This window comes from Streptomyces sp. NPDC048297, assembly GCF_043201585.1.
In the GTDB taxonomy this organism is placed as follows: Bacteria; Actinomycetota; Actinomycetes; order Streptomycetales; family Streptomycetaceae; genus Streptomyces.
The window spans coordinates 34,513-60,180 of sequence record NZ_JBICZA010000009.1; the positions used below are offsets into that span (position 1 = coordinate 34,513).

A 25,668-nucleotide genomic window follows, 5' to 3' on the forward strand; every position below is an offset into this window, starting at 1 on the left:
CTGCGCCCTCGCGTCTACTCCTCTTCGCGCTCGCCGAACAGGTTGAGCAGGTCGAGCTGAATGTCGCCGCCCTGAACCTCGTCCAGACCGAACAGCCCTCCACCTAGCTGGTCGGGGGCGGACTTGCCGCGGCGCTTCTTCTTGGCCGCCGGTGCCGCTGGGCCCTTCGGGGGGCCGCCGGCCGGGACGACACGGGTCAGCGGGCTCGTGCCCGGAGGATGGCGCGGGCCCTGCGCGGGGGGCGGGGTGAGGGAGGGGTGTGTGAAGGGTCGGCCCTCGGCCATCGCCTCGTAGACGCGGACGATCTCCTTCCCGGTGTCCTCGAAGAGCGCGGGCCGCTTGTTCTTGAACGCCCGGAAGCTGTCCAGGATGAGATCCACGTCCGCGCGCTCGATGCCGTACAGGTGGAAGTACGCGGCGTCCAGCTCCGCGCGCATCAGGAAGCGGCGCGTTTCGTCCCAGACGAAGGGGGGGCCGTCATCACCGAGGTATTTCGCCCAGGGGGCCATCTCGTAGGAGGTGTAGGTGAGTTCGAGGACTCGGGGGCGGATCCAGTCCGCTAGGGGGGCGTCCTGGGTCCAAGGAGCGGAAAGGCCGTAGGCGGCGGGGGGCAGGACGGGAAGTTGCTCCAGGTAGGTGTACGTGAGGTGGGCACCCTGCATCTTTTGGCGGGCTGCGAAGTCCAGGGCGAAGGCAGAAAGATTGGCCAACAGGGCGTACAAGGGCTCGTTCGCGGAGGTAGGCAACATCAGCGGCTTGGTGTGTCCCACCGCTGTCCTCGGCAGCACAGACGCGATCACCGTCCGCTCATCAACCGCCCGGCAGACATCTCGCCAGCCCATCAGCCAGCCATGCGTCCAAGGCTCGCGCGACCTACTCTTGTCATCGACGAGCCGATCCTCGACTTCTCTCTCAGCAACCCAGTGGCGTGGCAGTGGCAGAGCCAAAGGGTCTCGGTGCTGCTCCGCATCAAGTCTGGGCAGCGTGTTCATGCGCAACTGGGCTTCGGTGGCGCCTTCGAACGTGCTGAAGCGACTGTCGTAGTGATGCAGGAACTTTCCTTCGTAGAGGGGAAGGTGCCGTTCCGGCCCTTTCTCGAAGACGGTTCCCTGCCGCGTCCACCCCTCAGCCTCCAACGTTGCCTCGCTCTTGAACAGACCCGAAGCGCTAGCCATGTGGAACATAGTCATGAATGGAGCAGAGCCCAGTTTCCACGGGTCCGCTGGACCACCGCTCACACGCCGCAGCAACACCGGCACCCTGGCGTGCATCTCCTCCAGCACCCTCAAGTGCTCCGGGCTCTCACATACCGGCGCCGTCGCCGTATTCGGGTTGATCCGCTTGAATCCCTCCTCATCCAGCATGAACTCCCGCGCGTCCAACTGGTCCGGCCGTCGCGCCCGGAACGCGAGCCGGACTTCGCTCGTCTCACCTGCGCGATCACGCCCTACCACGGTAAAGAGGCAGTACCTATAAGAGTGGTGGACGGCCGGAAACAGCTTCTCCTCGTTCTCGAAGTCCAGCACGCTGGCCATCTGCCGCTTCTCCACCAGATCCGAGAAGAACCCCGCCGTCGTCTTGTCCGTCGCGATCCCCGTCGGCAGCACCAGCCCGGCCATGCCCTTCGGGTCGATCATCTGCCGCGCCTTCTCCGCGAAGACCGCGTACGTGTTCACGTCGCCGAAGCCGGTCCTCGGGAACAGGCCCGACTTCCGGTACATCGTGACCTGGCCCTTGGACTCCCGCTGGTCGAACTGGTACTCCGCGTACAGCTGGCGGTCGCCCTCGTTAGGGCGTCCCTCCTCGTCCACACTCGTCGCGAGCTTCTCGATCATCCGGTCGCGGATGCTGGCCGTGTCCGCCGCGGCGATCTTCTCGTCCCGGGCCGCGAACCACTCCTTCTTCTGGATCTTGACCCGCTCCCAGGGCGGATTACCCAGGACCGCGTCGAAGCCGCCCTGCCAGCCCGTCTCCGGGTTGACGTCCGTGGCGTCACCGTCCTCCACCTTGAAGACGCGCGGGAACTCAAGGTGCCAGTGAAAGAACTGGTTGCGGCGGACGATGTCCCGCAGCATCAGCTCGGCCGCCGCCTCCTCCAGCGGCCGGTCCTCCTTGTCCTTCTCCACGGCACGCAGCACGTTGGTCGTGATCGCCGTGGGTGCGCCCTTGTGCTTGGGCCAGAGGAAGGAGGCGCTCCAGACGTCCGCGACGCGCTTCATGTGCCGCAGCTCGGGCCGCTTCTCGAACTCGCGGTGCGCGCGGGCGTGTTGGCGTACTTCGGCCAGGCTGTGGTCGCCGATCTTCGCAACCTTCTCCGCCTCCACCCGAACGGTCGCCGTGCTGGTCCGCACGCCCCTCTCGGCGAACGGGAGGTGCTCCGCGCCCTTCCGTTCCCGGTCGTTCTGCTGGCGCAGCTTGGTGACGACCGGCTGCTCGTCGCCTTCCAGCTTCTCGAAGGCACCGTCCGGAATGCCCCTCTCCAGCGCGGCCGGGGTCGCGCCGAGCAGGGCGTTGCCGGTCTTCACGCGGTCGTCGAGGTACGCCAGGGGCTCACCGGGGGTCAACGACTCCAGCCACAGCGACACCTTGGCCAGTTCGGCGGCCAGCGGGTTGATGTCGACACCGTGGACGCAGTGGCGTACGACCTTGGCCATCGCCTCGCGGACCAGCTCCGGGGCCGGCTGGCTCTCTCCGTGCACCATCTGCGCGTAACGCAGTGCTATGCGCCGGGCCGCAGCTACCAGGAAATGACCCGAACCACAGGACGGGTCCACGAAGTTGATCCGCAGCAGGTGGTCCGGGACACGCGAGGCGGCGTAGCGCTCTATGACCGGGTCGAGGGCGTTGTCGAGCAGCTTCTCGATCAGAGACGACGGGGTGTAGTAGGAGCCCGTCAGCTTGCGCTTGTTGCCCGCGACGAGGTCCTTGAGCTCGAACAGCTCGTTGTCCGGCTCGCGGGCCGGGACGAGTTCCAGCAGGGACTCGTAGACGCTGCCGAGTTCCTCGGCCCCCAGGTGGCGGTAGTCGACGCGGGTGGTGCGGCCCTTGTCCTTGATGCGGGAGAGCAGGCGGACGGCCTCCAGCAGCCGCTCGTTGGGGAGCTTCGCCATGCGCAGCGGCTCGGAGCCGCCGGGCAGGCGGGTGGGCTGGGCCTCCCGGTCGATCTCGTCCGGCTCGGGGAGGTAGTAGAGGCCGCCGAGTTCGGGGAGCGCCAGCGCGGGTTCCCCGCCGATGGTGCCGAGCGCGTTGAGGACGCGTACGAGGCCCTGCCACAGGTCTGTGTGGTGGTCGCCCTTGCGGCGCGAAGCGATGCGGCGCAGGCGGGCGGTGGAGAAGTACAACCCATAGCGCTCGCGGGCCGCCTGGTTCGCCTTCACCTCGGCCTTGGTGGCCCTGCTGCCCAGGTGTACGAGCAGCGCATCGCGGTCCTCTGCCACGAAGAGGAAGATCAGCTGGTAGGCGAGACGGAGCAGTTCGTGATGGAAGTCGTCCAGGGCACGGCGGCCGCCGACTGTGATCGCCTCGGCCAGGTCCGGGTTGTTCTGCAGGAAGCCCGTGCCGAGGATGTTCAGCGCTTTGGCGACCTGGTCGCGCAGCAGGTTGCGGGAGCGGATGCCCGTTTCGACGGCGAAGTCGCGCCACCACTCCAGACGACAGTCGGCCGGAGTGAGCCGGATGTCCTCGGCAGCGGTGGCCGCCCCAGTCTCCTCGGCCTCCTGTTCCTCGGTCTCCTCTTCCCCGGTCTCCTCCTCGTCTTCCTCAGCGACGGCCGAGCCCCTGCGCTTCTTCTCCGGCTTGGGCACCAGCTCCAGGCGGGAGGCATGCAGTAGCGCGTACATCAGCAGGAAGTCGGAGAAGTCGCCGCCGCCGAAGATCGCTTCGAGGTCGAACTCGACGTAGGCGGAACCGACGAGGGCCGTGGAGTCGCGCAGCAGGCGCAGGACGCGGCCGTTGGACAGGATGCCCCACAGGTGGTCCGGAGAGGCGTTGAGCAGCTCCTGCATCATCGACTGGGGGCTGCGGGAGCTGCCCGCCGACCAGCGGTCGAGGGGGGTGGTCCAGCCGAGGAGGTGGACGGGGAGGTGGTCCTGCCATTGGTGGCTGACCTGGTACGGGTCGCGGCCGGGCAGCCGGATGCCGCCGCGCCGGGCGGGGAGGCGGCCGTAGCCCAGTTCCTCCAGGAGGGTCAGCAGCCAGACGCGGGTCGCCTTCGTCGGGTCGGCCTTGCCGTCGAGTTCCTTCAGCTCCTCCTGGAGGGAGGTGTACGCGGCGCGCAGTGCGTTCCACTTGCGGCTCGCGGCGTCCTCGATGCGCACGCCGCGCCCGAGTCCGTAGTCGGCGGGCGCGCCGCCGGGCAGTTCGGGGTCGCCGACGCGGATCTTGCCGAGGAGGTCGGCGGAGAGCAGGCCGCCCTCGACGCGGACGGCGGCGGAGGCGGGGAGGCGGTCGGGGGCGAGGGCGGTCACCGGTCTCCTCCGGAAGCGGGCTGCTGTGCGGCCGGGGCGTTGAGGTACACGTACACGCCGAGCAGGTCCGGGTCGCCGGACGGCCGGACATCGATGCGGCGTACGGCGGCGGCGCCGCGCTCACGGCCGCGCTGGCCGGCGGCCTCGCGGACCCGCTGGTGGGCGTCGCGCAGCCGGTCCGCGAGGAGTCGTCCGCGGGCGGCCAAGTGGTCGTGGATCTCGTCGTCGTCGAGTTCGGCGGCGGCGCGGGCGGCCTGCTGGTCGCGCAGGGCGGGCAGGGTGTTGAGGTCGGGGGTGGCGGTGAGCAGGGCGGCGGTCTCCTCGTCGGACAGCCAGGCGCGGCGGCCGTCGTCGCCGGTCCGCCAGGCGAGGACCTGGGCGTCGTCGGCGACCAGGACGCGTGGTTCGTCACTCGCCGTGCGGCCGGGCAGGGTCAGGCGGAAGCGGTAGCGGGCGAGCAGCAGGACCGTACGGCGGTCCACGGCGGCGGTGCGGATCACGCCGAGGCGCCGTGCCGGGCGCTCCTCGGACGGCACGGCGGTGTCGACGGCCGCGTCGAGGAGATAGCGGGCGAGGGCACGCACGGCGGGGTCGGTGCGGGACAGGGCGTGTTCGCCGCGGGCGACGGGGAGGTCCTCCCGGAAGACGAGGTCGCGGGCAACGGTCTTGGCGCGGCCCTTGGCCTTCGCCTTGGGCGCGCCGCCCGGCGCCGCGGTCTGGTCACCGTCCTCGTAGAAGCCGAGAGCGTGCTTGAGGCCGGTGGGCAGCGGGTCGACAGGGGCCTTGAAGCCTCGGTCGCGGGCGTCGCCGATCGGCTGAGCGCCCAGCTGGGCCAGGGCCTCGCGGGCGAAGGTGGCGATGTCCCCGGGGTCGCCCAGCGCCTGCCGCAGCGCGTCCAGCTCGGCTTCCACCTCCTCGGGGTGCAGACCGGAGTGGGCGAACTTGGTGAGCACCTTCGACTCGCGTTCGGCCGCCGACTCCCACTCCTTGTGCAGGGCCTCGCGGGCACGACCAAAATCGGGGTCGGCCTCGAAGTCGAGGGTGAGCTGGCCCTCGGGCTGCTTGCCGCGCAGCAGCAGCGCGCTGGCGAGGGCTTCAAGGACGCCTCGGCCCTGGTCGGGGACGAGGACGGCGACACCGGTCTGGTCGGCGATGTCCTTGTGCTTCTGGATGAGAACCTTCAGGACGAGGCCGTCGATACCGGTGTCCGTGTCGTAGACGGTGATCTCGCGGACGCGGCGGCGCGGCTGGCCGAACCGGTCGACGCGGCCCGCCCGCTGGAGGTGGCGGGTCGGGTTCCAGGACAGGTCGAAGTGGATGACGGCGCCGAAGTGCTCCTGAAGGTTGACGCCCTCGGAGAGGCAGTCGGTGGCGACCAGGACGTGCCGGCCGCGGCGGGCTGTCAGCTCGTCGACTCGGGCCTGCCGGGCGTCGGGGTGGAGGGTGCCGGTGACCGCCTCCACGCTGGCGCTGCGGCCCAGTTCCTCCTTGAGGTGCTGGGCGACGTACTCGGCGGTCGGGATGTAGTGGCAGAAGACGATCGGGTCGTAGCCTTCGACCAGCTGCCGCTTGACCCGGTCGACGAGGATGCGCAGCTTGGCGTCGGTCTCGGGGCCGGCCAGGGCGTCCGCCCGGTCGGCGAAGTCGGAGAGGGCCTTGGCCTCGCTCGTACGTCCTCGCGAGGGCTTCTCGGGGGTGGCGACGTCCTCGTCCGGGAGTGAGCCGGGCACCACGTCCATGCCCTCGGCGGTCTCATCGTCGGTGAGTTCGAAGGCGGCGGCCCGGCCCAGCTTGTCCGCCTCGGCCGGGGTGCGGGTGGCGGTGATCAGGGAGCGGGTGCGCAGGGTCGCGGCGGCCGCGGCGGGCGACGACAGGACGCAGCGCAGCAGGGTGAGCGCCGTCCACCAGGACATGCGCTGATGGTGGTCGCCGCCGGAGCCGCGCACCTGCTGGCGGGTGTAGGCGAGGACGTCGGCGACGAAGCGCGCGTAGTCCGCGTCGAGGCGGTAGAGGGCGTCCTGGGTGTCCCGGTCCTCGGGGAAGGGCGTCTCCTGCCCGACGTAGCGCTTGATGTCGTGGCGGCGGCGCTGCACGAAGTGGCGGGCCAGCTTGTCGCGGTCGGCGGACCGGGTGGTGTCCAGGGTGCGCAGGGAGGGGTCGAGCAGGCCGGTGAGCTTGGAGAATGCCTGGGGGTCCCCGCTGTGCGGGGTGGCGGTGACAAGGACGAGGTGGCGGTCGCGTTCGGTACGGTCGGCGAGCGCCGACAGCAGCTCGTACCGCTTCTGCTGCTCGTTGCCGCCCGTTCCGACGCAGGTGTGCGCCTCGTCGACGATGAGGATGTCGGGGCAGTGACGGCGGAACGCGTCGCGGCGCTCGTCCTGCTTGATGAAGTCGGTGGAGACGACGGTGACCGGGTAGTGGTCGAAGATCGAACGGCCGGGGTCGTCGATCGCCTTCTGCAGCCGCGCGGCCGTGGACGGCAGAACCAGCTCCGGCTCCATGCCGAACTTGTCGCGCAGCTCGCGCTGCCACTGCTCCGCGAGCGAGGGCGAGCAGAGCACGGTCATGTTGCGGGCCGAGCCCTGCTCCATGAGCTCCTTCGCGATCAGCGCCGACTCGACGGTCTTGCCGATACCGACGTCGTCGCCGATGAGGAGGCGTACGGGGTCCATGCGCAGCGCCATCATCAGCGGCACCAGCTGGTACTGGCGGGGCTCGACGGCGACCGCGTTCAGGGAACGGAAGGGGCCGGCGCCCGCTGTGGAGGCGATGCGCAGGGCGGTGCGCAGCAGTGAGGCGGAGGCGAAGTCACCGGCCTCGCCAGGAACGGCCCGGGGGCGGCCGAAGCCCGGCTCGCGGACCTCGTCGGGGAAGAGGGCGGCGACGAACTCGCGGTCCCCGTCGAGGGGTTGGGCGAGGACCAGGTTCTCGGTGGTGCCCGGCAGGACGACCCAGTCGCGGTCCCGGGCGCGCACGAGGGTTCCTGGCGCGTGGCCGGTCGCGGTGCTCATCGGTCGCCTCCCCTGTGGTCGCGGCCGATACCGAAGACGTCCGGGTATGCGCGCACGGTGTCCTTCCAGTCGGGTTCGGCGCCGGCCCTGATCACCAGCCAGCCGTCGTCCATCATGCGGTACTCGTCCTGCTCGCCGAGCCGCCGGGCGCCGGCGTACTCCAGGAATACGGCGACCTCCGCGCCGGGGAGGTGGTAGACCACGTCCGCGACGTCGGTGGCGGTCTCGTCGGGGGGCCGGTGCCCGCCGTCCGCGAGAAGGCGCAGGAACGCCTCGACGGGCGTGCCAGGTGCCGTTTCCCGGTGCGCAGCGGGTGCCGTCAAGGGTTCCGGGCGGGACTCGTCCTTCGTACCAGAACGGGCCAGCGCCACCAGCCACGGCGCAGCCCGGTGCCGGTCGATGCGCCGGTGGAAGCCCTGGTTGGAGTAGGACAACAGGCAGTCGTAGCATCCCAGTTCGCAGCGCTCGGGCGCGCCCTCCGCCCGGTCGAGGTCCTTGCCGTCCTCGTCGTAGTGGATGATCCGCAGGGCCTCCCGCGCCACCAGCTTGAGGGCGTTCTCGTCGTCGTACAGCCGACGCAGCACGCCCGCGCCGCCCTCGGCGCTCTCGACGAACAGGGTCCGGCCGCGCCGCTCTGCGTCCGGCAGGTCCTCGCTCTCCAGCTCGGAGTCCTCCAGCTGGAAGTGCGCCTCGATGCCGCGCTCCAGCGCGTACCGCAGGGACACCGCGGTGATGTCGTCGACCGGCTCGGCCAGTCTCAGTACGGCGATGTTCTTGGTGTCCTGCGCGTAGGGAATGACCTGGAGGGTGCGCTGAGCCCGGTCGAAGGACGCCAGGGACTCCTCCTCGGCCGACTCCTCCTGGGCCAGGCGGGCCGCCTTGCTCTCCGAGAGCCATCTGCCGCTGACGGGGTCCAGCCAGAAGCCCTGGCCCGAGCGGTCCTTGGCATCCCGTTTGCGGTAGCCGAGGTTGAGGACGCGGACGCCGGCCGAGTCCCCGTAGGTGACCTCCGCGAGGAGCGCTCCGTCCACGCCGCGTACCTGGGCCTCGTAGGCACCCCCCGGGGCGTACCGGTAGACGGTCCGCAGGTGGAAGCCGCGCTTGAGGCGTTCCTCCTCGTCGGAGGAGATCCGGCGGCGCGGCTCCGCGTGCACCTGCGTGAGCTGCATCAGCTTCGGCAGGGTGCGGTGGAGCGGGACGTCGCAGTTCTCGCAGCGGTCGGCGCCCTCGACCCGGTCGTGCCAGTAGCCGCAGGCCTCGCAGAGCCTGATGTCGCTGGTGGCCACCTGTCCGGGGCGATCGCCCATGGGAACCGTCACGCGGTCGATGGTGTAGCGGTTGCCCTCGTGGTAGATCAGCGCGCCGGGCCCGAACTCGCCGATCGCGATGAAGCGGGGGCGCTGGATGTAGGCGCCGTTGCGCTGCCCGTACATGCCGGCCGAACGCTCTCCGGGCACGTACGCCGCCAGCGGCAGCCGGGGGAAGGAGTAGCCGGGCAGGAACCCCTCGGAGGCGAAGTAGCGGTACGTGTAGAAGTCGCTGTACGACTCGCTGTCGGCCTCGTTGCGCAGCAGCCTCAGCTGGTTCTCGGCCTCGGCACGCCGGCCGGCGGCGCGGTCGCGGTCCCGGCGGCTGAGCGAGAGGTCGTTGGCCCGGCGGTGCTGTTGTTCGACCTCGGTCCGGGCGGTGCGGTAGAGGCGGCGCCAGCGTTCGCACGCCGCGTCCAGACTGCCGAGCGCCTGGCGGACGGTGCGCTCGACCCAGCCGTCGTACCACCAGGAGGCGTCCGAGAGCTCATCGTGGAGGGGGGCGAGGACCTCGGTGGCCCGGCTGATGGCACGCAGCCGGGCGGTCTCGCTGTCCAGGTCGTCCCGCACCCGCGGCAGGAGGTTCAGCGGCCACCGCCCCCCGTCCGGGTCCGCGGTCTCGGCATCGAGCACATCGGTGAGACGGCTGCCGAGGTGGACGCCGGTTTCGGCGAGCCAGACCGAGTGGACGTGGGAGCGGATCAGTTCCTCGTTGGCGAGGTCGAGGCGGGGCGGGGTGACGCTGCCGGACACCATGAGGCCGGGGCGGCGGAAGTAGTACTGGTCGTGCGGGGAACCGGTCGAGCAGTACGTGGTGACGAGCGCGGGCTTACCGCCGCGCCCCGCGCGTCCGGAACGCTGCGCGTAGTTGGCCGGGGTCGGCGGGACGTTGCGCATACCCACGGCGTTCAGCTCGTCGATGTCGACGCCCAGCTCCATCGTCGGGGAGCAGTAAAGGATCTCCAGGTCGCCGTCCCGGAACGCGTCCTCACGGATGCGACGGGTCGTGGAGTCCACCTGCGCGGTGTGCTCGTGGGCCCTGATTCCGGTGAGTCCGGCGGCCCCGGCACGGTACAGGTCGCGGAAGTACGGGTTCACACGGACGTCCGCCTCCGCGTCGGTCACCTTGCGCACCGGATCGGGCTCGGGCCTCGTCCCGTCACCAGGGAGCCAGTGCAGGGCGGAGGCGCGCAGCTGGTGGCCGTAGGAGCCGTCGCGCTCCTCCTGGACGACGGCGAGCAGCCCGCACTCGCGCAGCACGCGCATCAGGTCCCTGATGATCGCGTCGGCGTCGGCGACGGGGATGCGCTTTCCGGCCTGGCCCGGCAGGGCGGCGAACTGGCCGATGCGGCGCAGATAACGGCCGTACCCGCCGAGGCCGCTGAGGTGCACCGTGTCGGCCGCGGTGCCGGTCCGGCCGGGGCCCGCGTAGGCGAGACGGGAGCGGACGCGCGGCTCGCGCGCCGACAGGGCCCAGGGAGCGACGAGGTGGGTCTCGCTGACGCTGCCGAGCCGGTCGAAGCCCTCCTGGGTGAGACATTCCACTTCCACCGCGAGGGAGCGCCGCAGCTCGTCGAGGAGGTTGCGGGCCAGCTGCTCCCGGTGGTCGGCCGAGTCGCCGGTGAGGAGGGGGTGGCAGCCCTCCCAGCACTCGGGGTCGGCCGCGATTTCGGCGAGGTCGGTGTAGTCGAAGCGCAACAGCCCGGTCTGGGAGAGGTTGGGCATGGTGACGCGCCAGCCGCGCTCCAGGTCGGCGTAGACACGGTAGGCAAGCACTTCGCGCAGTGCCGAGTGGGCGAGATCGCGCTGGTGGAACCGGGCGGTCGGCACTCTGGCATAGGTCGCCAGCGGGAGTGCGAGGGCGTCGAAGACGGCCAGGGGCAGCCGGTCGTACGTCAGCCCGCGTTCACCCGCCGTCGCCAGCGCCCGGTACAGGGCGCCGCGCACCTGGCTGACGAGCGCGAAGTCGTTGAAGTGCCCTGCCTGGAGGCTGGCGTCCTGCCGGTTGTCGACGAAGGTGAGGAGCTTGCGGGCCTTCTTCGTCAGGTCGGGTTGCTCGCGCAGGGACCGTACGACGCGGGAACTGATGAGGGAGACGGCGGAGCTGCGGCCCTCCGCGGAGAAGGTGCCCAGCTTGGCGAGGTCCTTGAGCCGCAGCTGCTCGTACGAGGTGCGGCAGTGCAGGCAGAACCGGAACGGAGCGGCGATCCACCAGGCACGCAGCCCCGTGCCGGGCTCGGCGGCCCGACCGTCGGGGCCGATCCACACTTCCTCCGGGAGATCTCCGGAGCGGGCCTTCAGGACCGTGGACCGGCCCTCGTCGTCCGTCTCGACCCAGCTGGCCGGGAGGCGCCGGAACACGGCGTCCTGGTCGTGCTCGTCCGGCCAGGGCCGGTCGTCGCTGACGTAGAGGAAACCGTCGCCGTGGGTGGCCGGGGCGTCGGGGTCCTCCCGGGCCTCGAACACCGTGCCCTCGTGCTCGGCGGGGCGGGTGACCACCAGGTATTCCTTGCCGCAGTCACGGCAGAAGTGCAGCGGGACGAGCGGCTTGTCGCGGTGGTCGGGGACGCGGATCTGGTACTGGCTGGTGATGTGGCGACGGCCGGGAGGCTCGAGGCTGACGTAGACGGTGTCGCCCTTGGACAGGAACTGGTGAAGCCGGAAGGCGAACAGGGGCCTGTCCAGCTCCCGGTGCCGGACCTTCGCACCGACGTGGAGCACGGTCTCGATGGCGCGGTGACATACATCAGCGGATTCCCCGCTCGCGTCAGCCAGCAGGGCGGCAGCCTGCGGGATCGTGAGCGGAGGGCGGCGGACGAGCCGTCCGCTGGGCTCCTCCACGGCCAGGCCCACGGTGTCCTCGACCCAGACGGCGAGGGGATCACAGCTCAGGTCGTCGTACTCGGTCGGGAGCTCGTGGGGCGTGGCGGCCGCTCGGCGTACCGCGTCGGCGAGCGGCTCGTGGGGATGGACTCCGGGGACGGCGGCGGCCCCCGGGTCGGTCGAGCGCTCCAGCGTTTCGCCGATGACCCGGTCCGAGCGGATCTCCGTGCCGAACAGGCGCGAGGCCACGTCGGCGATCTCCTCCCGGGCCTCGGCGAACGTGACGCCTGTGGCCATCGTGGCCGAGGTGCCGACGCACTGGAGGTCGGGTGCTTCGCAGGCGTCCCTCAGCCGACGCACGAGGAGAGCCACGTCGGCTCCTTGACGGCCCCGGTAGGTGTGCAGCTCGTCGAGGGCGAGGAAGCGCAGGCCACGCGCGGCGCCGATCAGTTCCCGCCGCTCGTCGGGGCGGGTGAGGAGATACTCCAGCATCACGTAGTTGGTGAGCAGGATGTCCGGCTTCTTCCGCAGGACCTGGAGCTTCTGCTCGGCGTCCTCCTGGCCGGTGTACCGCGCGAAGGTCACCTTGCGGCGGCGGTCCTCCGGGATGCCCCACGTGAGGTACTTCTCCAGCTCGTGGAGCTGGCTGTTGGCCAGGGCGTTCATGGGGTAGACGACGATCGCCGAAATCCCGTCGGGGTTCGGGTGCCGCAGCACCCGGTCGACGATCGGCACGATGTAGGTCAGGCTCTTGCCCGAGCCGGTGCCTGTGGTGAGTACGTACGAGTCTCCACGGTCGGCGGCGACGATGGCCTCACGCTGGTGCTCATGCAGGGAGAGGGTGCGACTGCCCGGGTCGGTCGGGTGCTTCTTGTGCCGGAAGTACTCCCTGCACATCGGATGCAGCAGACCGTCGTCACACATCGCGGCCACGGTCCCGCCACTGCGGAAGGTCGGGTTCAGGGCCAGCTTGGGATCGGGCCAGCGGGTCTTACGCACGCGCTCGTCGGCGAGATGACTCTCGATCTCCGGGTCCCGAACCGCGACGAGAGAGCTGGTGAACGCCTCGTACTCGGCGATGAGGTCGTGATGGACACCGAAGACGTCCATGGGTCGGCCGGTCCCCCTTGAGTTCTGTATCACCGCTTGCCCGCGTGCCACGCCCCCGTGAGACGGCCGGCAGCCGAGGGGCACTATGCAACTGAGCCACCCTACTGCCCAGCAGGACGCCACGAGCCAGGGCTTTCCCATCCTTGGCGGCCGGGGCGTTCCTCTCCGTCCGCTCCAGCCGAACACCGCGCGTCTTTATCCCAGGAGCGCGCGGAGCGAGACGTGATTCACTGCCTCCGAAGGTCACCACAGGCAAGCGCCCGAAGGGATCCCACCGGTGCCCCACGAAGTCGATCAGTCATTCCTGGCGCTCCCCCTACGCGCCCTCGCCGACGCCGCGCTCGCACGCGCGCGTGCGCTGGGGGCCGAACACGCGGACTTCCGGTTCGAGCGGGTGCGCAGCGCGTCCTGGCGGCTGCGGGACGCCAAGCCGGCCGGGTCGTCCGACACCACCGACCTCGGGTACGCGGTCCGGGTCGTGCACGGCGGTACGTGGGGTTTCGCGTCCGGCGTGGACCTGAGTCTGGACGCGGCCGCGAAGGTCGCCTCGCAGGCGGTGGCGATGGCGAAGCTCTCGGCGCAGGTGATCAGGGCGGCCGGGTCGGACGAGCGCGTGGAGCTGGCCGGTGAGCCGGTGCACGCGGAGAAGACGTGGGTCTCGTCGTACGAGATCGACCCGTTCTCGGTGCCCGCCGAGGAGAAGGCCGCGCTGCTGGAGGACTGGAGTTCGCGGCTGCTGGCGGCGCCGGGCGTGAACCACGTGGACGCCTCGCTGCTCACCGTGCACGAGAACAAGTTCTACGCCGACACCGCGGGCACCGTGACCACCCAGCAGCGGGTTCGGCTGCACCCGCAGCTGACGGCCGTGTCGGTGGACGAGTCCAGCGGCGAGTTCGACTCGATGCGGACCCTGGCCCCGCCGGTCGGGCGCGGCTGGGAGTACCTGACCGGGACCGGCTGGGACTGGGAGTCCGAGCTGGAGCGGATCCCGGAGCTGCTGGCCGAGAAGATGCGGGCGCCGAGCGTGGAGGCGGGCCTGTACGACCTGGTGGTCGACCCGTCCAACCTGTGGCTGACCATCCACGAGTCCATCGGCCACGCCACCGAGCTGGACCGCGCCCTCGGCTACGAGGCCGCCTACGCCGGCACCTCCTTCGCCACCTTCGACCAGCTGGGCAAGCTCAGGTACGGCTCCGAGCTGTTGAACGTCACCGGCGACCGCACCGCCGAGCACGGCCTGGCGACCGTCGGCTTCGACGACGAGGGCGTCGAGGCGCAGTCCTGGGACCTGGTGAAGGACGGCACGCTCGTCGGCTACCAGCTGGACCGCAGGATCGCGAGGCTGACCGGGTTCGACCGGTCCAACGGGTGCGCGTTCGCCGACTCCCCCGGGCATGTGCCGGTGCAGCGGATGGCCAACGTGTCGCTGCGGCCGGATCCCGGCGGGCTGTCCACCGAGGACCTGATCGGGAGCGTGGACCGGGGCATCTACGTCGTCGGCGACCGGTCCTGGTCGATCGACATGCAGCGCTACAACTTCCAGTTCACCGGGCAGCGCTTCTTCAGGATCGAGAACGGGCGAATCACCGGGCAGCTGAAGGACGTCGCCTACCAGGCCACGACCACGGACTTCTGGGGCTCGATGGCGGCCGTGGGCGGCCCGCAGACCTATGTGCTGGGCGGTGCCTTCAACTGCGGCAAGGCCCAGCCGGGCCAGGTCGCCGCCGTGTCCCACGGCTGCCCCTCCGCTCTCTTCAAGGGCGTCAACATTCTGAACACCACGCAGGAGGCCGGTCGATGAGCGCGCGCACCAACAAGCCGCACGAGGTGGTCGAGCGGGCCCTCGCGCTGTCCCGGGCCGACGGGTGCGTCGTCATCGCCGACGAGCACTCGACCGCCAACCTGCGCTGGGCCGGCAACGCGCTGACCACCAACGGCGTGACCCGCGGCCGTACCCTCACGGTGATCGCGACCGTGGACGGCCAGGAGGGCACGGCCTCCGGTGTCGTGTCGCGGTCGGCGGTCACGGCGGACGAGCTGGAGCCGCTGGTGCGGGCCGCCGAGGCCGCCGCGCGGGGCGCCGGACCGGCCGAGGACGCGCAGCCGCTGGTCACCGGGGTGCCGGAGTCCCCCGACTTCGCGGACGCGCCGGCCGAGACGTCGTCCGCGGTGTTCGCGGACTTCGCGCCCGCGCTCGGCGAGGCCTTCGCACGCGCGCGTGCGGGCGGCCGGGAGCTGTACGGCTTCGCCAACCACGAGATGGTCTCCACCTACGTGGGCACGTCGACCGGGCTGCGTCTGAGGCACGACCAGCCCACCGGCACGCTGGAGCTGAACGCCAAGTCCCCGGACCGCACCCGCTCCGCCTGGGCGGGCCGCTCCACCCGGGACTTCAAGGACGTCGACCCCGGCGCCCTGGACGCGGAGCTGGCGGTCCGGCTCGGCTGGGCCGAGCGGCGCGTGGAGCTGCCGGCCGGCCGCTACGAGACGCTGCTGCCGCCGACCGCGGTCGCGGACCTGCTGATCTACCAGCTGTGGTCGGCCTCGGGCCGGGACGCCACCGAGGGGCGCACGGTGTTCTCCAAGCCGGGCGGCGGCACCCGCACGGGCGACCGGCTCAGCGAGCTTGCGCTGACCCTGCGCAGCGACCCGAACGAGCCGGGGCTCGAATACGCGCCGTTCGTGGTGGCCCACTCCTCCGGCGGCGACCAGTCGGTCTTCGACAACGGGCTGCCTGCACACGCCACCGACTGGGTGCGCGAGGGCGTCCTCACGCACCTGACCACCACCCGGCACAGCGCGGGCCTGACCGGGCTGCCGGTCGCCCCGGCGCCCGGGAACCTGATCCTGGACGGCGGTCAGGACCGCTCCCTGGAGGAGATGGTCGCGGACACCGGGCACGGGCTGCTGCTGACCTGCCTGTGGTACATCCGCGAGGTCGACCCGGCGACGCTGCTGCTCACGGGCCTCACCCGGGACGGCGTCTACCTCGTGGAGAACGGGGAGGTCACCGGGCAGGTGAACAACTTCCGGTTCAACGAGTCGCCGGTGGACCTGCTCGGGCGGGCCACGGAGGCGGGCCGTACGGAGAAGACGCTGCCGAGGGAGTGGAGCGACTGGTTCACCCGGGCCGCGATGCCCGCGCTGCGCATCCCGGATTTCAATATGAGCTCTGTCAGTCAGGGCGTATAACCTCGTAGTCGGCTGTCACCCGACCGCCGGCTGATCATCAAGGAGACACGAGAACCGTGACGGACATCGTCGACGAGCTGAAGTGGCGTGGGCTGTTCGCCCTGTCCACCGACGAGGACGCTTTGCGCAAGGCGCTCGCGGACGGTCCCGTCACGTTCTATTGCGGTTTCGACCCGACCGCGCCGTCCCTGCACGTCGGGCACCTGGTGCAGGTGCTCACGGTGCGCCGGCTCCAGCAGGCCGGGCACCGGCCGCTGGCGCTGGTCGGCGGCGCCACGGGCCTGATCGGTGACCCGCGCCCGACCGCCGAGCGCACGCTGAACGCGCCGGAGACGGTGGCCGGCTGGGTGGGCAGGCTGCGCGCCCAGATCGAGCCGTTCCTGTCCTTCGAGGGCGAGAACGCGGCGGTCATGGTCAACAACCTCGACTGGACCGAGGGCCTGTCCGCGATCGAGTTCCTGCGGGACATCGGCAAGCACTTCCGCGTCAACAAGATGCTGACGAAGGACTCCGTGGCCCGCCGCCTGGAGTCCGACCAGGGCATCAGCTACACCGAGTTCAGCTACCAGATCCTGCAGGGCATGGACTTCCTGCAGCTGTACCGGCGGTACGGCTGCACGCTCCAGCAGGGCGGCAGCGACCAGTGGGGCAACCTCACGGCCGGCCTCGACCTGATCCACCGGCTGGAGCCGGAGGCCGAGGCGCACGCCCTGGCGACCCCGCTGATGACCAAGGCGGACGGCACCAAGTTCGGCAAGACCGAGGGCGGCGCCGTCTGGCTCGACCCGGAGATGACGTCGCCGTACGCGTTCTACCAGTTCTGGCTGAACGTGGACGACCGTGACATCTCCACCTACATGCGGATCCTGTCCTTCAGGTCCCGTGAGGAACTGGAGGAGCTGGAGCGGCAGACCGAGGAGCGTCCGCAGGCGCGGGCCGCTCAGCGCGCGCTCGCCGAGGAGCTGACGACGCTGGTGCACGGGGCCGACCAGACGGCCGCCGTGATCGCCGCGTCCAAGGCGCTGTTCGGCCAGGGCGAGCTGGCGGACCTGGACGCGGGGACGCTCGCCGCGGCGCTGTCCGAGGTGCCGCACATCCAGGTCACCGAGCTGGGCCTGGTGGTCGACCTGCTCGCGGAGGTCGGGCTGGTCGCCAGCAAGTCCGCCGCGCGGCGGACCGTGAAGGAGGGCGGCGCCTACGTGAACAACGTGAAGGTCGCCGCGGAGGACGCCGTACCGGCGAAGGAGGACCTGCTCCAGGGGCGGTGGCTGGTGCTGCGGCGCGGGAAGAAGAACCTCGCCGCCGTGGAGGTCGTGTCCGCGTAGCGCCGTAGGGCGTTGACGTGCGCGAGGTGAGCGTGAGCGCGCGGGGTGGGCGGCTGCGGTGCGGTTGTGCCGTGGCCGCCCGCCCTGTGCGACGTACACCCCGCGCGACTACGCCCGCGCGACGAGGCTCAGACACGCGACGAGCCTCAGACGCGCTGCGAGGCTCAGACGCGCTGCCGCTGCTTCCTCTTGCCGAGCGTGGCCATGTAGAGCATGTCGACGGCGAAGACGATGATGATCGCGGCGACGAGCTGGAAGGCGTGCCGGCTCCAGTCGATGCCCCGGGTCTCCGCGACGCCGAGCGCGCGGGCGATCGCGTTGCCCGCGATGGCACCGAGAATGCCGCAGATGGTCGTCAGCCACAGGGGACTGTGCTGCTTGCCCGGGATGACCGCCTTCGCGATGACGCCCAGCACGAATCCCACGATGATCGCCCACAACCAGCCCATGGCTGCCTCCTCGTACGGCTCGACGTGAGCATTACGGCCAGTCTGGGTCGATCCGCCGTTCAGCGCATTCCGGGCGCCCCCCCGTGCGCGCCCCCCCGCCGGCCGCGTTCACGCAGGCAGGAGGCGACCCCGCTCTCGTGGGCGGGGCGGGCGCGGCGTACCGTGGAACGTGTTCCGGCCCGGTTCCCCGCCAGGCCTGGACGGGGTGCGGGCCGGGGAGAGTCCGATGCGGGCGGATGGTGGAATCTGATGCGGAAGCAGCACGGCGGAAGCGTCCAGGTGTTCCGGATCACCGGCGCCCGGACGGGGCTCGCCGAGGACGTCCGGGGACGGCAGCGGCGGTACGTCATCTCGATGGGGATCCGCACCGTCTCGGTGATCCTCGCTGTCTCCCTGTGGAACGTGGAGCGGTACGTCGCCATCGTGGCGCTGGTGCTCGGGGCGTTGCTCCCCTACATCGCGGTGGTCGTCGCGAACGCCGGCCGGGAGCGGCCACCGTCCCTTCCGTCCACGTTCGTGGCGGGCCCGACGCGGCCGATGATCGCTCCGCCGCGTACGCAGGAGACGGAGCAGGAGACGGAGAAGGGGACGGAGCAGGGGACGGCGAAGGCGGCGGAGAAGGGGACCGCCGCGGACGACGCCCCTCCGAGTCCGGCGGGCGGTGCGCGCGGTGAACGGCCCGAGCGGGCCTGACCACGGCGAAGGCGGAAAAAGCGGAAGCCGGCATCCCGCCAACCTCAAGAAATCCTCAGATCAATCATGCAGTTCCGGTGCCGGGCGACGGGTCACCCGTGACATACTGCGTACGCGCTCCGCATCCCCCGTCGGAGCGACAGACCGACGCCGGGCAGCTCCCCCCGTGGCTGCTCGGCGTCGCCTTGTTTGCACGCGTTTTTGTGAGACGAGCCTGTGAGTCCCATCTGTTCTGCGAAGGGTTGCCGTGCCGACGCCGTGTGGGTGCTGGCGTGGAACAACCCGAAGATCCATACGCCGGAGCGGCGCAAGACGTGGCTCGCCTGCGAGGAACACCGGGAGCATCTCGCGCAGTTCCTCGGCGTCCGGGGGTTCCTGAAGGACGTGGTCACGCTCAAGGACTGGGAAGCGGCCCAGGGCTGAAGCGGCCCAGGGCTGAAGCGGCCCAGGGCTGAAGCGGCCCAGGGCTGAAGCGGCCCAGGGCTGAAGCGGCTCAGGGCTGAAGCAGCTCAGAGTTGAAGCAGCTCAGGGCTGAGGACGGCCGGTTCGGGTGGCTCAGCCGCCGATCGCGGACATCGGGCGGTCCGGTTGCACGAACGACGGGTCGTCCAGGCCCGCTCCCGCCTTCTTGCCCCACATCGCCACGCGCCAGATCCGGGCGATCTCCTCGTCGGGGGCGCCTGAGCGCAGGGCGGCACGCAGGTCGGTCTCCTCGGTGGCGAACAGACAGGTGCGTATCTGGCCGTCGGCGGTGAGGCGGGTGCGGTCGCAGGCCGCGCAGAAGGGGCGGGTGACCGAGGCGATCACGCCGACCCGCTGGGGGCCGCCGTTCACCAGCCAGCGCTCCGCGGGGGCCGAGCCGCGCTCCCCGGCGCCCTCGGGGGTGAGGTCGAAGCGGGTGCGCAGGGAGGCCAGGATGTCCCCGGCGGTGACCATGCCCTCGCGCTTCCAGCCGTGCTGGGCGTCCAGGGGCATCTGCTCGATGAAGCGCAGTTCGTACGCGTGCTCCAGGGCCCAGGCCAGCAGGTCGGGGGCCTCGTCGTCGTTCAGGCCCGGCATCAGGACCGTGTTGACCTTGACCGGGGTGAGGCCCGCGTCGTGGGCGGCCCGGAGGCCTTCGATGACGTCCTTGTGGCGGTCGCGGCGGGTGAGGGCCTTGAAGGCGCCGGGACGGAGGGTGTCCAGGGAGACGTTGACCCGGTCCAGGCCCGCCGCCTTGAGGGCGGACGCGGTGCGCGCCAGGCCGATGCCGTTGGTGGTGAGGGACGTCTGGGGGCGCGGGGCGAGGGCGGCGACGCGCTCGACGATGCCGACCAGGCCGGGGCGCAGCAGCGGCTCGCCGCCGGTGAAGCGGACCTCCTCGATGCCGAGCAGGCGGACCGCGATGTCGATGAGGCGGACGATCTCGTCGTCCGTGAGCAGGTCGGGCTTGGCGAGCCACTGCAGCCCTTCCTCGGGCATGCAGTACGTGCACCGCAGATTGCACCGGTCGGTCAGCGAGACCCTCAGGTCGGTGGCCACTCGGCCGTAGGTGTCGATGAGCACGCGGGCCCCCTCCCTCGATCCTCCGTGCGGAATTCGTCTTCCGTCACTTGCGAGACTACGCGAGTGCACTGACAACGACAGTCGCCGGATCTTACGAGGTGCGACGCGGCCGCGTCGTAGGACCGTACGAGCCCTCACGACGCGGCCGTCCGTACGAAACGTCAGTGCGCTCCGGTGCCGGTCAGGGACCGGACTTCCAGCTCCGCGTACTTGCCGGCGTCCGGTTCCTCCTTCGACAGCAGGGTGCCCACGACGCCCAGCAGGAAGCCGACCGGGATCGAGATGATGCCGGGGTTCTCCAGCGGGAACCAGTGGAAGTCGACGTCGGGGAACATCGAGGTGGGCTTGCCGGACACGACGGGCGAGAACAGCACCAGGCCGACGGCGCTGACCAGGCCGCCGTAGATCGACCACAGGGCGCCCGCGGTGGTGAACCGCTTCCAGAACAGGCTGTAGAGGAGGGTCGGCAGGTTCGCGGAGGCGGCGACCGCGAAGGCGAGGGCGACCAGGCCGGCGACGTTCAGGTCGCGGGAGAGGGCGCCGAGGACGATCGAGACGGCGCCGATGCCGACGGTGGCGTAGCGGGCCGCGTTGATCTCCTGCTTCTCGGTGGCCTGCCCCTTCTTGATGACGTTCGCGTAGATGTCGTGCGCGAACGACGAGGAAGAGGCGAGCGTGAGGCCCGCGACGACCGCGAGGATGGTGGCGAAGGCGACCGCGGAGATGGTGGCGAGCAGGATCGCGCCCCAGTTGGAGTCGACGCCGCCGAGGTGCAGGGCGAGCAGGGGCGCGGCCGTGTTGCCCGCCTTGTTGGAGGCGATGATCTCGTCCGGTTTGATCAGCGCGGCGGCGCCGAAGCCGAGGGCGAGGGTCATCAGGTAGAAGGCGCCGATCAGGCCGATCGCCCAGATCACGGACTTGCGGGCGGCCTTGGCCGTGGGGACCGTGTAGAAGCGGATCAGGATGTGCGGCAGGCCCGCGGTGCCGAGGACCAGGGCGATGCCGAGGGAGATGAAGTCCAGCTTGGTGGTGCCGGTGGCGCCGTACTTCAGGCCGGGCTCCAGGAACGCCGAGCCCTTGCCGCTGTTGTCGGCGGCCTGGCCGAGCAGGTCCGAGATGTTGAAGTGGAACTTCAGCAGCACCAGGAACGTCAGCAGCAGGGCGCCGATGATGAGCAGGACGGCCTTGACCATCTGGACCCAGGTGGTGCCCTTCATGCCGCCGATGGTGACGTACACGATCATCAGGAGGCCGACCAGGGCGACGATGCCGATCTTGCCGCCGTCGCTGGTGATGCCGAGCAGCAGGGAGACCAGGACGCCGGCGCCGGCCATCTGGGCGAGCAGGTAGAAGATCGACACGACGATCGTGGAGGTGCCGGCGGCCGTGCGGACCGGGCGCTGCCGCATGCGGTATGCCAGCACGTCGCCCATGGTGTAGCGGCCGGAGTTGCGCAGCGGTTCGGCGACCAGGAGCAGGGCGACGAGCCAGGCGACCAGGAAGCCGATGGAGTACAGGAAGCCGTCGTAGCCGAACAGGGCGATGGCGCCGGCGATGCCGAGGAAGGACGCGGCGGACATGTAGTCGCCGGAGACGGCGAGGCCGTTCTGGAAGCCGGTGAACTGGCGGCCTCCCGCGTAGAAGTCGGCGGCGTCCTTGGTCTGGCGGCCGGCCCAGACGGTGATGACCAGGGTCGCGGCGACGAACACCGCGAACAGGGTGATGATCAGCGGCCGGTGCTGGGTCGCCTCGCCGGCGGCCAGCAGGGCGTGTGGTGCGGGGCTCATGCGCCGCCCTCCATCCGGGACTTGATGGCCTCGGCCTTGGGGTCGAGCTTGGCGGCGGCGTGCCGGGCGTACCACCAGGCGATGAGGAACGTGGTGAGGAACTGGGCGAGGCCCAGGACGAGGGCCACGTTGATGTTGCCGGCGACCTTGGTGCCCATGAAGCCGCCCGCGTAGTTGGAGAGCAGGACGTACAGCAGGTACCAGGCGATGAAGGCGATCGTCAGGGGGAAGGCGAAGGAGCGGTAGGCGCGACGCAGCTCACCGAACTCCGCGCTCTGCTCGACCTGGGTGAACTCCTCGGTGGACGGAAGATGGGCCTGGGAATTCGCGGGGGGTGGTGTCTCGGTTGCCATGGAGTCTCCTCGCGTCACGGGCATACGCTTCTGACCTCACAGGACGGGAACCACGTGACGTGGAGTCATGTTTCCACTCCGTTCTGTGATTCCGGTGGGGGCACGATCTTTATGGCGCCTCCTTTCACGGTCACGGCGCCACGCGCGGCGCGGTTCAAGTCCGCTGGACTCTTTCGGAGATCACCCTGCGGGGATTAGCGTCGCCCTGCACCGCCCGTCATGTACCTGCCCGAGCACCACCTGTGTCTCGGGCGGTTTCGTATCCGGATGATGTGGAGATCCCATGGCTCATCTGCGCTCCAGACGTCGGCTCGCGCTCGCCGTGCCGGTCGTGCTGTCCCTGACCGCCTCGCTCGGCTTCCTGCCCATGGCGGCCTCGGCGGCGGCCACCCCGGCGGCCACTCCGGCGGTCACGGCGGCGCGGGCGGCGGACGGCCCCGGCCTCGCGTACGTGGTCAACACCAGGACGGACGACCGCACGATCACGTCGGTGCGGCAGGCCATCACCCGAAACGGCGGCACGGTGGTGGCGAGTTACGACCGGATCGGCGTGATCGTCGTCCACTCCGCGAATCCCGACTTCGGCAGGCGGATGCGCGCGGTGCGGGGCGTGGACTCGGCGGGTGCGACGCGGACCGCGCCGCTGACCGCGGCCGGGACCACGGACGAGGGTGCGGTCCAGGTCCTGTCGAAGGCGCAGGCGGCGAAGGTCTCCCGGGCCGCGACGGCGGGCGAGGAGCCCCTGGAGGCCGACCAGTGGGACCTGCGGGCGATCGGCGCCGACAAGGCCGCCAAGGTCAACCCGGGCAGCGGGAACGTGACCGTCGGTGTGATCGACACCGGCGTCGACGACACCCACCCGGACATCGCCCCGAACTTCTCCGCCTCGCAGAGCGCCAACTGCGTCAGCGGCAAGGCGGACACGACGTACGGCGCCTGGCGGCCGGTGGACGCCGACCACTACCACGGCACGCATGTGGCGGGCGAGATAGCCGCGGCCCGCAACGGCATCGGCGTCGCGGGGGTCGCCCCCGGGGTGAAGGTCGCGAGCATCACCGTCGCCCAGCCCGACTCGACGCAGCTGTTCTACCCGGAGAGCGTCGTCTGCGCCTTCGTGTTCGCCGCCGACCACGGCATCGAGGTCACCAACAACAGCTATTACGTGGACCCGTGGCTGTACAACTGCATGGACGACCCCGATCAACATGCCATAGTCGACGCGGTCAACAGGGCCCAGCAGTACGCACAGCGCAAGGGCACGCTCAATGTGGCCTCGGCGGGCAACTCGAACGACGACCTCGACGCGGACGCGCTCGCGGACGACTCCAGCCCGGACGACTCCACCGCCGTTCCCCGGACGGTCGACCCGCACACGTGCTTCGACGTGCCGACCCAGCTGCCCGGTGTGGTCACCGTGAGCGCGGTGGGCGTCAAGGGCGCCAAGTCGTACTACTCCAGCTACGGCCGGGGTGTCATCGACGTGGCGGCACCCGGCGGCGACAAGTTCCAGATCCCGGACACGCCGTCGAAGAACGGCCGCATCCTGTCCACGCTGCCGAACGACCAGTACGGCTTCCTCCAGGGCACGTCGATGGCGTCCCCGCACGTGGCCGCCGTGGCCGCGCTGCTGAAGTCGGCCCACCCGCACGCCACCCCCGCCCAGCTGCAGGCCCTCCTGAAGGCCCAGGCGGACAACCCGGGCTGCCCGAGCGGGCCCTACGACGGGGACGGCGACGGGGTCGTGGACGCGACCTGCGTCGGCGGCGAGCGCGTCAACGGCTTCTACGGTTTCGGCGTCGTCGACGCGCTGCGCGCGGTCAGGTAGCCCGCGCCGATCCGGCTTCCCGCACGGCACACTCGTACTGCGAACGAACTGGAGAGACAGACACATGACAGCGCCCCAGCCGCGCTACCGCCGCGCCCTGGTGATCCCGGTCGGGATGGCCATGGCCACGGCTCTCGCGTTCCTGCCCGACGTCACGGCGTCCGCGGCCGACGTCACGCCCGCCGCCTCCGTCTCCGGCGCCACTTCCGTCTCCGCCGCCACTTCCGTCTCCGGCGCGGCAGCCGCCGACGGCCCCTCGCTCAGCTATGTCGTCAACGTCCGCCCCGGGCGAGGAATCTCGGCCCATGTGAAGAAGGCCGTCACCGAGGCCGGCGGATCGGTGGTGATCTCGTACGACCGGATCGGCGTGATCGTCGTCCACTCCTCGAACCCGGACTTCGCCAAGGTGATCCGCAGGGTCGACGGGGTCGACTCGGCCGGTGCCACCCGGCACACGCCCCTGCCCGCGCAGTCCACCACCGACATGGGCACGCCGAAGGTGCTGAGCGCCGCCGAGGTCGCCGCGGCCGACCGGCAGGCGAGCGCGGGACAGGATCCGCTGGAGCCGCTCCAGTGGGACCTGCCGGCCATCAACGCGGACAAGGCGCACGAGAAGACGCTGGGCAGCCGGGACGTCACGGTCGCCGTCATCGACACGGGCGTCGACGACACCCACCCGGACATCGCGCCCAACTTCGACCGCGAGGCGTCCGCCAACTGCGTGTCGGGCAAGCCGGACACGACGGACGGCGCCTGGCGGCCGAGCGCGGCGGAGAGCCCGCACGGCACGCACGTGGCCGGTGAGATCGCGGCGGCGAAGAACGGCGTGGGCGTCACGGGCGTGGCGCCGGGCGTCAGGGTGGCGGGCATCAAGGTCGCGAACCCGGACGGGTACTTCTACACGGAGGCCGTCGTCTGCGGCTTCATGTGGGCGGCCGAGCACCACGTGGACGTGACCAACAACAGCTATTACACCGACCCGTGGTACTTCAACTGCGCCGACGACCCGGACCAGAAGGCGCTCGTCGACGCCATCACCCGGGCCTCGCTGTACGCGGAGAAGAAGGGCACGGTCAACGTCGCCGCGGCGGGCAACGAGAACTACGACCTCGCGTCGCACTCGATCACCGACCCGGTCTCGCCGAACGACGGCACCCCGTCGGACCGCGTCGTCGACCCGCACAAGTGCTTCGACATACCGACCCAGCTGCCCGGCGTGGTCACCGTGGCCGCCACCGGCGCGAAGGGCCTGAAGTCGTCGTTCTCCAACTACGGCCTCGGCGTGATCGACATCGCGGCCCCGGGCGGCGACTCGACGGCCTACCAGACGCCGGCACCCCCGGCGACCAGCGGCCTCATCCTGGGCCCGCTGCCGGGCGGCAAGTGGGGCTACATGGCCGGTACGTCGATGGCGACGCCGCACGTCGTCGGCGTGGCCGCGTTGATCAAGTCAACCCATCCGCACGCGCCCGCCTCCCTGGTGAAGGCGCTGCTGTACGCGGAGGCCAACGCCACACCGTGCACGGATCCGTACGACATCAACGGTGACGGCAAGGTCGACGCGGTGTGCCAGGGGTCGAAGAACCACAACGGCTTCTACGGCTGGGGCACGGCGGACGCACTGGCCGCGGTGACCAGGTAGGGCCGTCCGGAGGGGACTGAATCGGTCCGGTGACGGCCGATGAGGTCCGGTGACGGCCGATGAGGTCCGGTGACGGCCGATGAGGTCCGGTGACGGCCGATGAGGTCCGGTGACGGCCGATGAGGTCCGGTGACGGCCGA

Annotated in this window: 14 protein-coding genes; 7 read left to right on the top strand and 7 right to left on the bottom strand. The window is 70.6% G+C overall.

The window, feature by feature from the left end; all coding sequences use genetic code 11:
- Nucleotides 1-14 precede the first annotated feature (14 nt).
- The 3 genes from ACGFYV_RS12125 to ACGFYV_RS12135 are packed head-to-tail and all read right to left on the bottom strand — an operon-like array spanning nucleotide 15 to nucleotide 12,717.
- Nucleotides 15-4,466: an Eco57I restriction-modification methylase domain-containing protein gene (locus ACGFYV_RS12125; protein ID WP_393878256.1), complete on the bottom strand. Its 4,452-nt coding sequence runs from the start codon at nucleotides 4,464-4,466 to the stop codon at nucleotides 15-17.
- Nucleotides 4,463-7,477 (bottom strand): helicase-related protein, encoded by a 3,015-nt coding sequence (locus ACGFYV_RS12130; RefSeq protein WP_393878257.1) that lies wholly within the window; start codon nucleotides 7,475-7,477, stop codon nucleotides 4,463-4,465. Before ACGFYV_RS12130 ends, ACGFYV_RS12125 begins: the two co-directional genes overlap by 4 nt.
- Nucleotides 7,474-12,717, bottom strand: a complete 5,244-nt coding sequence (locus ACGFYV_RS12135) for a DEAD/DEAH box helicase (protein ID WP_393878258.1) — start codon at nucleotides 12,715-12,717, stop codon at nucleotides 7,474-7,476. The genes ACGFYV_RS12130 and ACGFYV_RS12135 overlap by 4 nt, the downstream gene beginning before the upstream one ends.
- A 277-nt stretch (nucleotides 12,718-12,994) precedes the next feature.
- Between ACGFYV_RS12135 and ACGFYV_RS12140 the strand changes: the two genes are divergently transcribed.
- Genes ACGFYV_RS12140 through tyrS form a run of 3 tightly spaced genes read left to right on the top strand, consistent with a single transcriptional unit; the run spans nucleotide 12,995 to nucleotide 17,234 of the window.
- On the top strand, nucleotides 12,995-14,518 hold the full coding sequence (locus tag ACGFYV_RS12140) for a TldD/PmbA family protein (RefSeq protein ID WP_393878259.1): 1,524 nt from the start codon (nucleotides 12,995-12,997) through the stop codon (nucleotides 14,516-14,518).
- Nucleotides 14,515-15,909: a metallopeptidase TldD-related protein gene (locus tag ACGFYV_RS12145; RefSeq protein WP_393878260.1), complete on the top strand. Its 1,395-nt coding sequence runs from the start codon at nucleotides 14,515-14,517 to the stop codon at nucleotides 15,907-15,909. The genes ACGFYV_RS12140 and ACGFYV_RS12145 overlap by 4 nt, the downstream gene beginning before the upstream one ends.
- 56 nt (nucleotides 15,910-15,965) lie before the next feature.
- On the top strand, nucleotides 15,966-17,234 hold the full coding sequence (tyrS, locus tag ACGFYV_RS12150) for a tyrosine--tRNA ligase (protein WP_393878261.1): 1,269 nt from the start codon (nucleotides 15,966-15,968) through the stop codon (nucleotides 17,232-17,234).
- Nucleotides 17,235-17,398: 164 nt separating this feature from the next.
- On the opposite strand, the gene ACGFYV_RS12155 is transcribed toward tyrS, so the two are convergent.
- Entirely contained in the window at nucleotides 17,399-17,683 is a 285-nt protein-coding gene (locus ACGFYV_RS12155; RefSeq protein ID WP_393878262.1) for a GlsB/YeaQ/YmgE family stress response membrane protein, read from the bottom strand.
- A gap of 249 nt (nucleotides 17,684-17,932) precedes the next feature.
- On the opposite strand from ACGFYV_RS12155, the gene ACGFYV_RS12160 reads away from it, so the two are divergent.
- A complete protein-coding gene (locus ACGFYV_RS12160) occupies nucleotides 17,933-18,376 on the top strand; it encodes a DUF3099 domain-containing protein (RefSeq protein ID WP_393878263.1) in 444 nt (147 codons plus the stop codon).
- A gap of 216 nt (nucleotides 18,377-18,592) precedes the next feature.
- A complete protein-coding gene (locus ACGFYV_RS12165; protein WP_393878264.1) occupies nucleotides 18,593-18,799 on the top strand; it encodes a hypothetical protein in 207 nt (68 codons plus the stop codon).
- Nucleotides 18,800-18,931: 132 nt separating this feature from the next.
- Here ACGFYV_RS12165 and moaA read toward each other — a convergent pair whose 3' ends face one another.
- The 3 genes from moaA to ACGFYV_RS12180 all read right to left on the bottom strand — a co-directional run bounded on the left by moaA (nucleotide 18,932) and on the right by ACGFYV_RS12180 (nucleotide 22,061).
- Nucleotides 18,932-19,921, bottom strand: coding sequence for a GTP 3',8-cyclase MoaA (moaA, locus tag ACGFYV_RS12170; protein WP_393878265.1), 990 nt, complete (start codon nucleotides 19,919-19,921; stop codon nucleotides 18,932-18,934).
- Nucleotides 19,922-20,082: 161 nt separating this feature from the next.
- A complete protein-coding gene (locus tag ACGFYV_RS12175) occupies nucleotides 20,083-21,708 on the bottom strand; it encodes a cation acetate symporter (RefSeq protein ID WP_393878266.1) in 1,626 nt (541 codons plus the stop codon).
- Nucleotides 21,705-22,061 carry a DUF485 domain-containing protein gene (locus ACGFYV_RS12180; RefSeq protein WP_393878267.1) on the bottom strand — a complete coding sequence of 119 codons (357 nt, stop codon included), beginning with the start codon at nucleotides 22,059-22,061 and terminating at the stop codon, nucleotides 21,705-21,707. Before ACGFYV_RS12180 ends, ACGFYV_RS12175 begins: the two co-directional genes overlap by 4 nt.
- 283 nt (nucleotides 22,062-22,344) lie before the next feature.
- On the opposite strand from ACGFYV_RS12180, the gene ACGFYV_RS12185 reads away from it, so the two are divergent.
- Nucleotides 22,345-23,886: a S8 family serine peptidase gene (locus ACGFYV_RS12185; RefSeq protein ID WP_393878268.1), complete on the top strand. Its 1,542-nt coding sequence runs from the start codon at nucleotides 22,345-22,347 to the stop codon at nucleotides 23,884-23,886.
- 64 nt (nucleotides 23,887-23,950) lie between these two features.
- On the top strand, nucleotides 23,951-25,528 hold the full coding sequence (locus ACGFYV_RS12190; RefSeq protein ID WP_393878269.1) for a S8 family serine peptidase: 1,578 nt from the start codon (nucleotides 23,951-23,953) through the stop codon (nucleotides 25,526-25,528).
- The last annotated feature ends 140 nt before the right edge of the window (nucleotides 25,529-25,668 follow it).

Excerpts from the sequence above, each read along its gene's own strand:
- ACGFYV_RS12155 (WP_393878262.1), bottom strand. The coding sequence starts at position 17,683 with ATGGGCTGGTTGTGGGCGATCATCGTGGGATTCGTGCTGGGCGTCATC.
- ACGFYV_RS12185 (WP_393878268.1), top strand. The coding sequence starts at position 22,345 with ATGGCTCATCTGCGCTCCAGACGTCGGCTCGCGCTCGCCGTGCCGGTC.
- ACGFYV_RS12130 (WP_393878257.1), bottom strand. The coding sequence starts at position 7,477 with ATGAGCACCGCGACCGGCCACGCGCCAGGAACCCTCGTGCGCGCCCGG.
- ACGFYV_RS12175 (WP_393878266.1), bottom strand. The coding sequence starts at position 21,708 with ATGAGCCCCGCACCACACGCCCTGCTGGCCGCCGGCGAGGCGACCCAG.
- ACGFYV_RS12135 (WP_393878258.1), bottom strand. The coding sequence starts at position 12,717 with ATGGACGTCTTCGGTGTCCATCACGACCTCATCGCCGAGTACGAGGCG.
- ACGFYV_RS12160 (WP_393878263.1), top strand. The coding sequence starts at position 17,933 with ATGCGGAAGCAGCACGGCGGAAGCGTCCAGGTGTTCCGGATCACCGGC.
- ACGFYV_RS12180 (WP_393878267.1), bottom strand. The coding sequence starts at position 22,061 with ATGGCAACCGAGACACCACCCCCCGCGAATTCCCAGGCCCATCTTCCG.
- ACGFYV_RS12190 (WP_393878269.1), top strand. The coding sequence starts at position 23,951 with ATGACAGCGCCCCAGCCGCGCTACCGCCGCGCCCTGGTGATCCCGGTC.
- ACGFYV_RS12145 (WP_393878260.1), top strand. The coding sequence starts at position 14,515 with ATGAGCGCGCGCACCAACAAGCCGCACGAGGTGGTCGAGCGGGCCCTC.